Origin of the sequence: Vibrio splendidus, assembly GCF_024347615.1 — a bacterium.
In the GTDB taxonomy this organism is placed as follows: domain Bacteria; phylum Pseudomonadota; class Gammaproteobacteria; order Enterobacterales; family Vibrionaceae; genus Vibrio; species Vibrio splendidus.
Genome location: NZ_AP025508.1, coordinates 3,203,645 through 3,217,175 on the forward strand (window position 1 = coordinate 3,203,645; position 13,531 = coordinate 3,217,175).

Consider the following 13,531-nt stretch of genomic DNA (forward strand, 5'->3'; position numbering starts at 1 on the left):
ACATCAGCCATCCAAGAAATCTTCTATGCGCCTTCTATCCACACTACTTGTATGTAGTTTTTCCATTAGCGCTTTCTCAGTTAACGCTTTCGCTTACCCCCCTCTAGATAAACTGCCGGATGGCAGTAGCGCAAGCTTAATTCTGCAACCATTGAGCGGTGATTCAAATAAAATAAACACCAACAGTGATGGCTTCTACCCGCCCGCCAGTACTTTAAAGCTGGTCACAGCTTTAGCAGCGAAGTTGGAATTAGGGGATGACTTTCACTACACGACTAGTATTGCTCGTTCTGGGAATGACTCAATCATTTCATTTAGTGGCGACCCGACCCTACAACGAGAACAGCTTAAAAGCCTTTTGGCTCAATACGCAAAATCTCAATCCAGAACCATCAAGGGCAACTTATACCTAGATAACTCGACTTTTACGGGCTATCAGCGAGCGGTGGGGTGGCCTTGGGACATTCTAGGCGTTTGTTACAGCGCGCCTTCGAGTGCGATGACCTTAGACAGCAACTGCGCACAAGCCTCTATTTATACAAAAGATAACGGAAGCACTCGTGTCTATATTCCCGCTCACTATCCGATAGACGTGACAACCACCGCAGCTACCGTAACTCGATCAGGGCAGAAGGCGACACAATGCGACTTAGAGCTCATTACCACTCCAGACAACGCTTACAAGCTCTCTGGTTGCTTAGTAGAGCGTAAGAAACCACTACCACTCAAGTTTGCGATTCAAAACCCCGAGCTTTATACCTATCAAGTCGTGACATCGCTTCTTGAAGAGCTGAGAATCCAAGTAAAAGGTGATGTGATTATTGGTAAAAAAGCGAAAGCAGACAAAACCACGTTAGTCGCTAGTCACAACTCAGAAAAGCTTTCTGAACTGCTCGATATCATGCTCAAGAAGTCGGATAACCTTATCGCAGATAATCTAACTAAAACGCTAGGAGCGACATTTTATGTTCAACCAGGCAGTTTCAATAACGGTACTGAAGCGATAAAGCAGATATTGCTGACCAAGGCTAATATTGACCTCAGTAAAGCGCAGCTCGTCGATGGTTCAGGACTATCCAGAAATAACCGAATGAGGTCACAGACCATGGCTCAGGTTCTGCGTTATATCTGGGAAAACGATCAACAGCTCAACCTACTTGGGGCAATGCCAACTTCGGGCACTGATGGCACGCTTAAATACCGTCAAAGCATGAGAAAAGCACCAATCCAAGGTAATATTATTGCGAAAAGTGGGTCTTTGTACGGTAGCTACAATATGGCAGGTTTTGGTTTAGATAAAGCGGGCAATCCAAACTCTCTGTTTGTGCAGTTTGTTCGTGATTATTTCCCTGAAGAACAAAACCCAGACAAACCTGTAGAAGCACCAATCACCCAGTTTGAACGAGCTTTCTACACAGATGTAGTCGAATTCAGTCAAATACAAAGCAAATCTAAATAATATTTAGCTCTCTGTAAGCTTCTACTTAAAAAATAAAAATGGCGCTGAAGATTTAAGATCTTCAGCGCCATTTTTCTTCCTAAGAAGTTTTTCTTCGGCGGTGCTTTTTGTTTTTAGAGTCTTTATTTAAAAGCGTTAAGCAATACCCAAGAATGAATTCACTACCGTAAAGTAAATCCACATCCCCGAAATGTCGACTACTGAAGCCAGTACAGGGCTCACCAGCACCGCAGGATCTAACTTGAATAACCGAGCAACAATCGGCAATCCAGCGCCAAGCACGGTTGATATTGTCACTTGAATAAACAGAGCGACAGCAATCGCGTAAGCAATCATATTAATGTCGTAGCCACCCGTTGATTGGTTGTCACTGAACAGTAAGATGCGGCCTATCATCACCAAGGCAATCGCAAGCGCCAAGCAGATGGCAACTCTAAGTTCTTTCCATAAAACGTTCGCCCATTGGCGCTTCTTCAACTCGCCCGTGGCTAAAGCCCTGATGACCAGAGTCGCGGCTTGTGTTCCGGTGTTACCACCCGCAGCAGCAATTACAGGCATGTAAATTGCCAAAAGTACCAACTGACTGAGGATGTCTTCATACTGAGCAATGATAAGCCCAGAGACAATCCCCAGCAGCGCTAAGGCAATAATCCAACCGATACGCTGCCTAACATGGCTAAGCACTCCAGTTGAAAGGTAACCTTGTTGAGGCTCAACCTCTGAGTAGATCAGCCCTAGTTGGTGAGCTAGATGTCGAGAGCGCTTCTCAAAGCCCTGCTCTTCTAGCTCACTAAGTAAAGTCTGAATAATACTGAGAGAGCATTGCCCAAGTACTAACACCGCATCTTCAAGTGGCATTCGGTTTAAAAGGTTAATTTGTTGCTCACGCCCATACTGTTGAAATGCATTCGATACAGCTTGGATGTCTTGCTCTGTGTACAAAGCTTCGATAGATAAAAAAGTGTTGTTCATTACCGTCATGGCGAATCTCCCGATTGGCAAAGGTAACGACCATCAAAACAAATAGCATAAGTTTATAGATTTATAGATTTATAGATTTATGCGCACCAAGAGCTGAAAGCTACTGGTGTGTCTACTTGTTAGAATCTAGTGTGTGGAAAAGAATGAGGGGGAAAAACAAAGATACCCTACCCGAACGGCAGGACAATAGATCAATACCGAGACGGGTTATTCTTCTCCATTCAAACTAGGAGGATGGTCGGTATTGTTCATAAAAATCTCCAGAATTACTGTCAATATGACAGCGCGCATAGTGTAGCAATAGCCGTTCAAAAACTTCGTCAAATTCCTGTCAATAAATAGGGGTCAATAATTAGGGGCAATAAAAAAGGCATCCGTAGATGCCTTTTCGTTAAATCATTGAGATTTAATATTACTTGATAGTAATACGAGCAAACTTACGCTTACCTACTTGGTAAACTGCAGTACCAGCTTCAGGTACGAATTTACTGTCTTCAATCTTCTCGCCTTCAAGCTTAGCAGCGCCTTGCTTGATCATACGCATCGCATCAGAAGTAGAGTTTACAAGACCCGCTTCTTTTAGAACGTTCGCAATCGGTAGGCCGGCTTCGAATTCAAATTCTGGCATTTCATCAGGAACTTGGTTCTTAGCAAAACGGTTAACGAACTCTTGCTCAGCGGCTTCAGCATCTGCTTCACTGTGGAAACGAGCAATGATCTCTTTCGCTAGAAGTACTTTAACGTCACGAGGGTTTTTGCCCGCCTCAACGCCAGCTTTCAGTTCCGCAACTTCTTCAAGTGGACGGAAAGACAGTAGCTCGTAGTAGCTCCACATTAGATCGTCAGAGATAGACATGATCTTACCAAACATCTCGCTTGGTGCTTCGCTAATACCGATGTAGTTGTGCGCAGACTTAGACATCTTCTTAACGCCGTCTAGACCAACAAGTAATGGCATCATCAGTACCGCTTGTGGTTTTTGACCGGCTGCTTTTTGCAGTTCACGCCCCATTAGAAGGTTAAACTTCTGGTCAGTACCACCAAGCTCAACATCACTCTCTAGTGCAACAGAGTCGTGACCTTGTAGAAGTGGGTACATGAATTCGTGGATAGCGATTGGTTGACCACCAGCGTAACGCTTTTTAAAATCATCACGCTCAAGCATACGAGCAACAGTTTGGTTAGAAGCAAGACGAATCATGCCTTCAGCGCCAAGCTCAGATAACCACTCAGAGTTGAAACGAATTTGCGTTTTCGCAGGGTCTAGAATCTTGAATACTTGCTCTTTGTAAGTTTCAGCATTCTTCAATACGTCTTCACGGCTTAGCGGTGGACGCGTTGAGTTTTTACCAGATGGGTCACCAACCATTGCAGTGAAATCACCAATAAGGAATGTCACTTCATGACCAAGCTCTTGGAAAGCACGAAGCTTGTTAAAGATAACCGTATGGCCTAGGTGGATATCTGGAGCGGTTGGATCGGCACCCAGCTTAATGCGTAAAGGACGACCTTCTTTTAGTTTCGCAATCAGTTCGTCTTCTGGAATCAGTTCTTCTACGCCACGTTTGATCTCGGCTAGTGCAGCTTCAATACTCGCCATTCTTGTTCACTCCCACAGATTTGGCAAAAATATAATAATTAGACATCTTACTTGAATAGCGATGTATTTTGAAACCAGTTACACTATTCCGTCGTCGATTTTCATAATATTTACAGAACGAACCGGAACATGTTGTCTATTTTTGCACGCCTTCCTATTTTGCACCGGGCTTTTATCGCATTTTTTAGTGCCGTAATTTTCGTCGCGATTTTCTTACTCCCCGATGTCAGCAGTTTACGTGACGATACGGGCGCTTTAGTGGTGGGGAAACATTACCCACTGACTATCAATGCATCTGCACTTGTTAGCTCGAGTGACGCACCGCCGACGGCTGTGCTTAATTGGGAGAAATATACCGTTCGTTCTGGCGAAAGCACCTCTGTCTTATTTGAACGTATTGGCCTCTCATACCGCTTGCTGATCACGCTACTCAATACCAATAACGATATTAAGAAGCAGCTGTCTAACCTAAGACCTGGCGATGTATTGCAATTCGGTTTTGATGAAAACAACGACCTTATTCAGTTAAAACGACAACTTAGTGCGTTTGAAAGCTTCAAAATCACTAAGTCTGGCGATTCGTTTACCTCTAGCATCGACAAGAAAGAAGTTGCCTACCAATACAATTACGCTGAAGCCAACATTACCTCTAACTTCTGGAATGCAGGCGTTAGCGCAGGTTTAACCGCAAACCAAATCATGGAACTCGCCGGTATCTTCGGTTGGGATATCGACTTTGCGTTAGATATTCGTAAGAACGACAGCTTCAAAATCTTATACCAAGAGAAAGTGGTTGAAGGTGAGGTGGTTGGTCGCGGTAAGATCATGGCAGCCGTATTCAAAAACCAAGGCGATTCATTTACCGCGGTATTGGATGATAAGAGCGGCAACTACTTCGATGAAAATGGTCGAGCAATGAAGAAAGCGTTCTTGCGCTCACCAATTGATTTTCGTCGCGTAACATCGAACTTTAATCCTACCAGGAGACACCCAGTAACCGGTAAGGTTCGAGCTCACCGCGGTACTGACTACGCAGCCCCTGTTGGCACACCTATCTGGGCAGCCGGTGACGGTATTGTTCAGAAGTCGGGTTACAACCAATTCAATGGTAACTACGTGTTTATCCGCCACAGCAACACCTACATCACCAAGTACCTGCACATGAAGCGACGTATGGTGAAAACAGGTCAGCGCGTAAAACAAGGCCAAACCATTGGTACTTTGGGCGGTACAGGCCGTGTGACTGGCCCGCACTTACATTATGAATTCTTGGTTAATGGCGTACATAAAAATGCGCGTACCGTGAAATTACCGCAATCTAAGTCGTTAACAGGTAAAGCAAAAGCAACATTTATTGCGAACTCAGAAATTCGATTGAGTAACCTAGAGCGATACGGCCAGTTACTAGCAACTAATTAGGTTACTAGCGACTAATTAGGTTACTAGCGACCAATTAGGTTAATAGCCATCTAAACCAACGAGAAGAGCGCCCACCAAGGCGCTCTTTTTATTTCCGTCGAACTAGGAATTATCTTTAACCGTCGTTGCTTGGGAGCACATCGGGCTTCTTATCTCGCCCTAGCATCAGCAAACAAGGCGTCAGCACCAAGGTTAGTACTGTAGTAAAGGCCAAACCTCCCGCAATAGCTGTAGCAAGTTGCGACCACCACTGCGTGCTCGGCGCTCCGAATTCTATCTTTTGATTAATCAGATCGATGTTCATTTCTAACACCATCGGCATCAAGCCTAAAATGGTGGTAACCGTAGTCAGCATTACTGGTCTTAAACGTTGAACACCGGTTCTTAGAATCGCATCTCGCTTATCCAAGCCTCTTTTGATTAGCTGGTTATAGGTATCGATCAGCACGATGTTGTTATTCACCACTATTCCTGCCAGTGCAATCACTCCAATACCAGACATCACGATACCAAACGGGCGTTGGAAGATAAGCAAACCAACAAATACACCAACCGTTGAGAACAACACCGCACTAAGAATCAAAAACGCTTGATAGAAGCTATTGAACTGAGTAATCAAAATCAACGCCATCACCGCCAGAGCAACCATGAATGCACTTTGTAAAAAGGCTGAAGAATTTTCTTGTTCTTCATTTTGACCACGGATACGAAACTCAACGCTACTCGGCAGCCCTAACTCACTCAGCGACTGTTCGATCTTTGGTAGCTCAAGGGCAAGGTTATAACCCTCTTCCATATCCGCCATGATGTTCACGACACGCTTACCATCAAGACGCTTTATCGTGTCCTGCTTATGGTCTGGCACTATCTGAGCAAAGTTAGTGATCGGCACCAAGCCTGCTGGTGTTTTAACTCTTAGTTGGTCAAAGCGCCCAATATATCTTTTATCGCTTGGGTAGCGCACCAAGATATCGACCTCTTCTGAAGAATCATCTGGGAGGTAATCGCCAATCTTTAGCCCATTAGTGACGAATTGAACCGTATTACCCACCAAGGTCGCATCAGCCGAAAAACGCGCAGCATCATCTCTGCGAATATCCACTTTCCAATCGATGCCATCTTTACTCGCGGTATCACTTATATTGGTCAGTGCCTGATTGCCATCCGCCCAGTTTCTTACAATTTTTGCAGCCTGATTCAGTTGCTCTGGTGTTCTTGCCGACAGCTCAATCACTAAGTCATTCTCAACCGGAGGCCCTGCATCTGGAAACTTATATTCAATCTCGACCCCTGCGTATTGATCGGTGTACACCTTTAATTCTTCAATGATCACCTTCACACTGCGACGGTATTGCCAATCAACAGGGGTAATCGAGATCAAACCAATCTGATCATCACCACCAGTACGCGTATAAACGGTATCGAACTCATCATGATTGAGCATCATCAACTCAATATCACGCATGATGACATCTTTCTCTTGGATAGAAAGATCACCATGGGAGCGAACTTTGACATTAAAGAATGGCGGATCCACTTCTGGGAAGAACTCTGCACCTAGACCCGCTTTTGAATACGTAAAACCAACCGCAACCGCGAGCAGTATCGCACTGATAAGAATCTTAAAGGGGTGCTTGATCGCAATCGACAACGTGTGGTAGTACGCTTTGGTTAAGCCTGTCGCTTGTGAAAAATCACCATTATGCAGTGCCACCATTCGAGCTTGGCTTTTGGGCGATACATATTGAGGTTTACCAATCAAACCACCGAGTACAGGCACAAACAACAACGCCATAATCAATGAAGCGGTTAAGGTTGCAATCAACGTTAATGGCAGGAACTTCATGAATTCGCCCGTTACATCCGGCCAAAACAGTAACGGAGCAAATGCAGCCAAGGTTGTAGCAGTTGATGCGGTTATTGGCCACGCCATTCGTTTCGCTGCATCTCGGTAAGCGGCTTTACGCCCTTCACCTTCTTGCATTCGCCTGTCGGCAAACTCGGTAACCACAATTGCGCCATCGACCAACATACCAACCGCCATGATCAACGAGAACAGCACCACGATGTTGACGGTTAGACCAAACACAGACAACACCAACAATCCCGTGAGGAACGATCCAGGAATTGAAATTCCGACCAATAGCGCGGTTCGAACACCAAGAATCGCGATGATCACGATCACCACTAAAATGATGGCGGATAAGATATTGTTTTGAAGATCGTTGAGCATGATCTTCACATCTTTAGATTCATCCCAGGTGTATTTGACCAATAGGTTATTTGGCCATTCAGCTTGCTGCTGAGCACCAGCCATTACCGCTTTGACTAGCTCAACGGTTTCAATGATATTTTCACCCGCACGTTTCTTGATATCCAAGACAACCGCGGATTTGCCATCTAAACGGGCAAAGCTTTCAGGATCTCGAAACGCTCGGCGAACCGTAGCCACATCGCCAAAGGTTACTACCTGTTTACCATCCACTTTAATTGGCAACTCAAGTACGTCTTTTAAGGAGTTAAACACAGAAGGGACTTTGACCGAAAAACGCCCGTAGCCTGTATCAACAAAGCCTGCGGCCACCACTCGGTTATTCAAAGCAATCAGATTATAGATGTCCGCTTGATCTAGGCTGTAACTCTCCATCAATAATGGATCAACGATGATTTCTACTATGTCATCGCGATCGCCTGCAATGTCGACTTCAAGGATCTGACGATAGCTTTCGAGTTTATCTCCGAGCTCTCGAGCGATTTGTACTATGGTGCGCTCAGGCACGGTACCAAACAGAACCACTGACAACACAGGCTGCTCAGAAGCGAGGGTAACTTCATTTACAGTCGGCTCATCGCTATCTTCTGGCAATTTGGGCTTAGCCAGATCAACCGCGTCACGAACATCGGCCATCGCTTTAGTAAGATCGACGCCAACATTAAACTCTAACACCACAGAGGCGTGTCCTTCTGCTGCGGTTGCTGTCATCTCTTTTACGCCTTCGATTGACCTAAGCTCTTGCTCAATAGGTCGAACCAATAAACGTTCTGAATCCGTTGGCGAGATCCCTTGATGCCCGACTGAAACGTAGATAATTGGAATGGTGATATCTGGGCTCGATTCTTTGGGTATCGTGATATAGGTAATCACACCTGCGACTAAGATGAGCGCCAAAAGGGAGAGCATTGTTCGAGCACGAGACAAGGCTGCATCAATAATTGAATACATCGGCTATCTCCTACTCTGTAGTTACGTTAGAGAGTTCAGCACCTTGCTCAACAGCAATCACCGAATCACCATCACGAACAAAACCTTGCCCTACCGTGATGATATCGACACGCTGACCTAACCCCGTGAGCCACACACCATCTTGCTCAGCTTTCACCAGTTGAATGCCGACGAATTTCACGATTGGTGAATCATCAATTGAAACCAAAGTTTTGACCCCAAGATTACCGGCCTCATCCAGTGCCAACATGGCAGGCGTCACTTTGATAGCGTCTCTTGTTTCTAGATTGAGGGTTACTTCGGCACTGACACCAGCAGGTAACAGGCCATCTGAGTTGTCGATTTCAATCTCAATGGGGAAGGTATTGGTTGAGGCAGAAGAGATTCGAGAGACGTAACGCAGCCGACCTTCCGCTTCTTCTCTCCCTAACAGGCGAACCAAAGCTGATTGATTGACTAGCAAATGCTGGATATGGCGCTCACTGACATCGGCCTCAATAACCAAAGGATCGAGGTCAATCACACCTGCGACAGGGTCGCCAACGCCAACGAAATCGCCCAGTTCGACCATCAAGTCTTGAACCACACCAGAGAAAGGTGATGTGATTACTGTGTTCTTTAGAGCTAATTCCGCATTGCGCTTCATGGCCTTTGCTTCCGTTAATGAAGCCTCTGCTGTGGTATAGGCTATCTCGCCTTGCAGCCCTCTTTTCTTCAAAGACTGCGCCGCTTTGAATTCTTTCTGCTTCAAGCGATATAACGCAGATGCTCGCTCTAGTTGAATCTCTAAATCACCTTTATCTATCTGAGCAATGGCTTGTCCAACTTTAACCGCATCGCCCTTAACAACGTTCAATCTAACAACCTTGCCCGCAACTTCAGCCCCCAAACGAGCATGTCTATCGGGCGCCGTTCGACCATAGAGATCAATCGTTTTAAAGGTCGGTGATGAAGTAAATGTTTGAAAGGAAACCTTAGCCAACGGAATTTCTGTCGCTTTTTTTTCAGGTGACTCTTCCGCTTGCCCTACGCCTAAACCAAGCCAGATCGACAACAACACGACTAGAGTCAGAGAAACCAGCCACGGCTGCTTCAATTTCTGAAAAAGTGGTGAGTTAGAAAATAGAGTGGGCATAACAAATCCTTTTGTACGATGTTATTAAGGCGCGCTAATTAGCTTAACACTGTCATATGCAACATCCTGATGCACAGCGGTAACCTTAACAGACCCACACCCAACGAAGTTGGACTCTATCGACAGTTTAAAAAATATGGCGTTTACTATAAGTAAGGTAGATGAAATAAAGATTACACATTCCCAACCTAAATACCTCTTGGTATGTATGGCTAGAACAGGTCGAATTACTGTCTGTTTTATATGATGTATTTCTTAAAAACAAAAACGCCGAGCATGAGCTCAGCGTTTAAAATATTTCTAATGTAGCTCTCAGTTCAAGCTACCTTTCAGTTCACGTTAGACGCTAAATGATGCACCACAGCCACATGTTGTTGTCGCGTTCGGGTTGTTCACAAAGAAACGTGCGCCTTCTAGGCCTTCAGTGTAATCAACCATGCCGCCCATTAAGTACTGTAGGCTCATTGGGTCAACAACCAGCGTAACACCGCTGTTTACAATAGTAGTGTCGCCATCATTTACTTTTTCATCAAATGTGAAGCCGTATTGGAAACCACTACAACCACCACCTGTAATGTATACACGCAGTTTTAGTTCTGGGTTTTCTTCTTCAGCAATTAGCGTTTGAACGCGTGTAGCTGCTGCATCAGAAAAAGACAATGGGATATTTACTTCGCTCACGACAACCTCTCTTACCTGTGTCAAAAACAACATGATACAAATCTAATTCGAGACCATAGTTGTTGAGTATTTTCTTATATTCTGGTGATTATCTAATACCTGACTGAAACGTTCAAGTATTCACCACAGGATCGTTCCTTTTACTGTCGTAAACTCGCCCATATCTGACAATTAAAACGTGTAACCACACAAAACAACCAGATTCGGGGGATTATATCGGCGAAAGCATTCCTAGTTGGATTCTGGATAGGTACAATGCGTGCCAATTGGTCCGACAGTCAAAAGAGGATATATCAATGACCAAATCAGCAGAACTGTATCAAAAGGCACAGCAAACTATTCCAGGTGGCGTTAACTCTCCAGTGCGCGCTTTTAACGGTGTAGGTGGTTCTCCAATCTTCGTTGATAGAGCTGACGGCCCACTTCTTTTTGATGCTGATGGGAAAGCATATATCGATTACGTTGGCTCTTGGGGCCCAATGATCCTTGGTCACAACCACGCAGTTATCCGTGAAGCTGTCATTGATGCAGCGCAACGCGGCCTTAGCTTCGGTGCTCCAACCGAAACTGAAATCAAAATGGCTGAACTTGTCTCTGAGATGGTTCCATCAATGGAACAGCTGCGTATGGTGAGCTCAGGTACAGAAGCAACAATGAGTGCGATTCGTCTTGCTCGTGGCTTTACTGGTCGTGACAAAATTCTTAAGTTTGAAGGTTGTTACCACGGTCACGCAGACAGTCTACTGGTAAAAGCAGGTTCTGGTGCACTGACTTTAGGTCAACCAAGCTCTCCTGGCGTACCAGCTGATTTTGCGAAACTAACGTTAACAGCAACCTTCAACAATCTAGATTCAGTACGTGAAATCTTCGCAGCAAACAAAGGCGAGATCGCTTGTATCATCGTTGAGCCAGTAGCGGGTAACATGAACTGCATCCCTCCAGTAGAAGGCTTCCACGAAGGTCTACGTGAAATCTGTGACCAAGAAGGTGCGTTGCTAATCTTTGATGAAGTAATGACAGGTTTCCGCGTTGCTGAAGGTTGTGCTCAGGCTTACTACAACATCAAGCCAGACCTAACGTGTCTTGGTAAAGTGATCGGCGGCGGCATGCCAGTGGGTGCTTTCGGCGGTCGTAAAGATGTGATGCAGTACATCGCGCCAACGGGCCCTGTTTACCAAGCGGGTACGCTTTCAGGTAACCCTGTTGCAATGGCTGCTGGCTACGCATGTTTGAACCTTCTACGAGAAGAAGGCAACGAAAAGCGTCTAGCTTCAAAAACTAAGCAACTGGCTAATGGCTTCAAGCAACTTGCAGACAAGCACGGTATTCCAATGCTAGTTCACCAAGTTGGCGGTATGTTTGGTTTCTTCTTCACTGACCAAGAAACTGTGACGTGCTACGAAGATGTAACTAAGTGTGATGTCGAACGCTTCAAGCGCTTCTTCCACCTAATGTTAGATCACGGTGTTTACCTTGCACCTTCAGCATTCGAAGCAAGCTTTACTTCTCTTGCTCATGGTTCGAAAGAACTGGATGCAACACTAGAAGCTGCTGATCGCTCTCTTGCGATCATTGCTGCTGAAAACAAATAGTCGAAAGCACTTTATAAGTCGCTAACCGATTGAATTTAGGGCTGCATTAGATGCAGCCCTTTTTAATACATCACGCTCGCTAACCACAAATATAACAGCTTACTTACCCTTCAATTAAGGCTAAAACTGAACTAAAAACGCCTAACGTTCCCAGAAAAGAAAAACCAACAACATCAAGGTACCAAGGAACATTCTGAACCAAGGGATCTCTTTTTTTGTTTGCTGTTCTTCATCTTGGCATTTCTTATCTTTATTACAGCATCCCATTATCAAAACTCCTCATTGCTAACTCTCTGTTTTGCAGCCATTATAAACTCAGAACGCAAATATAGAGACCATTAACGTGTCAGAAAAACTCAAAATCAATACCAGCCACTGGGTGATCATCATCGCCCTACTTGCGGCGGCTTATGCTTGTTACTTGCTTATAGAGCCGTACGTCAACTCAATCGTGATGGCCTTTATCATTTCACTATTGATGTTCCCAATCCATGAGTGGCTTGAAAAAAAGCTCCCGAATAAAGAAAACATCGTCTCTCTGCTGTCTTGTGTGATTCTGACTTTCATTATTGTTATCCCTTTATTGGCAGTATTCGCAGCAATTGTTCAGCAAGGTTCTCTGTTCTCTCAGAACACCTACCAATGGGTGACCCACGGCGGTATTCAGACTTTATTTGCACACCCATTAGTGGTCAAAGCGCTGTCATTTGTGAATAACTACTTGCCTTTCGACAACATTGAGCCTCAAGCCATCGCACAGAAAGTCGGTGAATTTGCGACCAGCTTTGGCTCAAAACTGGTTGGTATCAGTGCAAAAATCCTTGGTGATGCGACCAATTTCTTGATGGATTTCTTCTTGATGCTGTTTGTTCTGTTCTTCTTATTAAGAGATCACGACAAAATCATCAGCGTGGTTCGTCATATTTTGCCTTTATCTCGTAGCCAAGAAGACAAATTGCTAACCGAGATTGAGCAAGTATCGAAATCAGCTGTAATGGGTTCATTCTTAACCGCAATAGCGCAAGGTTTTGCGGGCGGGTTAGGTATGTGGATTGCCGGTTTCCCAGGCCTATTCTGGGGCACCATGATGGGCTTTGCATCCTTCATTCCCGTGGTTGGTACTGCGCTTATCTGGATTCCAGCAGCTACGTACTTATTCCTAACAGGCGATACCACTTGGGCTATTTTCCTAACGGTATACTGCATTGCGATTGTGGGCTCGATTGATAACCTACTGCGCCCGCTATTAATGCAGGGCAGCGCTGGCATGAACACCCTTATGATCTTCTTCTCATTATTGGGTGGTATTCAATTGTTTGGCTTAATCGGCCTGATCTACGGCCCACTGATCTTTGCTATTACGATCGTCCTTTTCAATATTTACGATGAAGAGTTTAAAGACTTTTTGAACCAGCAAGACAAGAGTTAACCTAATCAACGT

Annotated in this window: 9 protein-coding genes; 4 read left to right on the forward strand and 5 right to left on the reverse strand. The window is 44.9% G+C overall.

Going from position 1 to position 13,531, the window contains the following annotated elements:
• Nucleotides 1–25: 25 nt before the first annotated feature.
• Complete coding sequence (gene dacB / locus OCU90_RS14200) at nt 26–1,459, forward strand: serine-type D-Ala-D-Ala carboxypeptidase (protein ID WP_061022481.1); 1,434 nt, start codon at nt 26–28, stop codon at nt 1,457–1,459.
• A 135-nt stretch (nt 1,460–1,594) separates the two neighbouring features.
• Here dacB and OCU90_RS14205 read toward each other — a convergent pair whose 3' ends face one another.
• A complete protein-coding gene (locus OCU90_RS14205; RefSeq protein WP_029222732.1) occupies nt 1,595–2,440 on the reverse strand; it encodes a magnesium transporter in 846 nt (281 codons plus the stop codon).
• Nucleotides 2,441–2,852: 412 nt separating this feature from the next.
• Nucleotides 2,853–4,040, reverse strand: a complete 1,188-nt coding sequence (gene tyrS / locus OCU90_RS14210) for a tyrosine--tRNA ligase (RefSeq protein WP_004734518.1) — start codon at nt 4,038–4,040, stop codon at nt 2,853–2,855.
• A 129-nt stretch (nt 4,041–4,169) separates the two neighbouring features.
• Between tyrS and OCU90_RS14215 the strand changes: the two genes are divergently transcribed.
• A complete protein-coding gene (locus tag OCU90_RS14215; RefSeq protein WP_017084252.1) occupies nt 4,170–5,459 on the forward strand; it encodes a peptidoglycan DD-metalloendopeptidase family protein in 1,290 nt (429 codons plus the stop codon).
• Between the two features lie 115 nt (nt 5,460–5,574).
• Here the strand turns inward: OCU90_RS14215 and OCU90_RS14220 are convergent, their stop codons facing one another.
• From OCU90_RS14220 to erpA, 3 genes are all read right to left on the reverse strand, one after another.
• Entirely contained in the window at nt 5,575–8,682 is a 3,108-nt protein-coding gene (locus tag OCU90_RS14220) for an efflux RND transporter permease subunit (RefSeq protein WP_061022483.1), read from the reverse strand.
• A 10-nt stretch (nt 8,683–8,692) separates the two neighbouring features.
• A complete protein-coding gene (locus tag OCU90_RS14225) occupies nt 8,693–9,817 on the reverse strand; it encodes an efflux RND transporter periplasmic adaptor subunit (RefSeq protein ID WP_061022486.1) in 1,125 nt (374 codons plus the stop codon).
• A gap of 339 nt (nt 9,818–10,156) precedes the next feature.
• Complete coding sequence (gene erpA, locus OCU90_RS14230) at nt 10,157–10,498, reverse strand: iron-sulfur cluster insertion protein ErpA (RefSeq protein WP_004734539.1); 342 nt, start codon at nt 10,496–10,498, stop codon at nt 10,157–10,159.
• 296 nt (nt 10,499–10,794) lie between these two features.
• On the opposite strand from erpA, the gene hemL reads away from it, so the two are divergent.
• Both hemL and OCU90_RS14240 read left to right on the forward strand, forming a co-directional pair.
• Nucleotides 10,795–12,090, forward strand: coding sequence for a glutamate-1-semialdehyde 2,1-aminomutase (gene hemL / locus OCU90_RS14235; protein ID WP_061022488.1), 1,296 nt, complete (start codon nt 10,795–10,797; stop codon nt 12,088–12,090).
• Nucleotides 12,091–12,433: 343 nt separating this feature from the next.
• Complete coding sequence (locus tag OCU90_RS14240; RefSeq protein WP_054541852.1) at nt 12,434–13,519, forward strand: AI-2E family transporter; 1,086 nt, start codon at nt 12,434–12,436, stop codon at nt 13,517–13,519.
• Nucleotides 13,520–13,531 lie beyond the last annotated feature (12 nt).

What these genes read in the sequence shown, in the direction of transcription:
- dacB (WP_061022481.1), top strand. Translation starts at nt 26, where the DNA reads ATGCGCCTTCTATCCACACTACTTGTATGTAGTTTTTCCATTAGCGCT.
- OCU90_RS14205 (WP_029222732.1), bottom strand. Translation starts at nt 2,440, where the DNA reads ATGACGGTAATGAACAACACTTTTTTATCTATCGAAGCTTTGTACACA.
- tyrS (WP_004734518.1), bottom strand. Translation starts at nt 4,040, where the DNA reads ATGGCGAGTATTGAAGCTGCACTAGCCGAGATCAAACGTGGCGTAGAA.
- OCU90_RS14215 (WP_017084252.1), top strand. Translation starts at nt 4,170, where the DNA reads ATGTTGTCTATTTTTGCACGCCTTCCTATTTTGCACCGGGCTTTTATC.
- OCU90_RS14220 (WP_061022483.1), bottom strand. Translation starts at nt 8,682, where the DNA reads ATGTATTCAATTATTGATGCAGCCTTGTCTCGTGCTCGAACAATGCTC.
- OCU90_RS14225 (WP_061022486.1), bottom strand. Translation starts at nt 9,817, where the DNA reads ATGCCCACTCTATTTTCTAACTCACCACTTTTTCAGAAATTGAAGCAG.
- hemL (WP_061022488.1), top strand. Translation starts at nt 10,795, where the DNA reads ATGACCAAATCAGCAGAACTGTATCAAAAGGCACAGCAAACTATTCCA.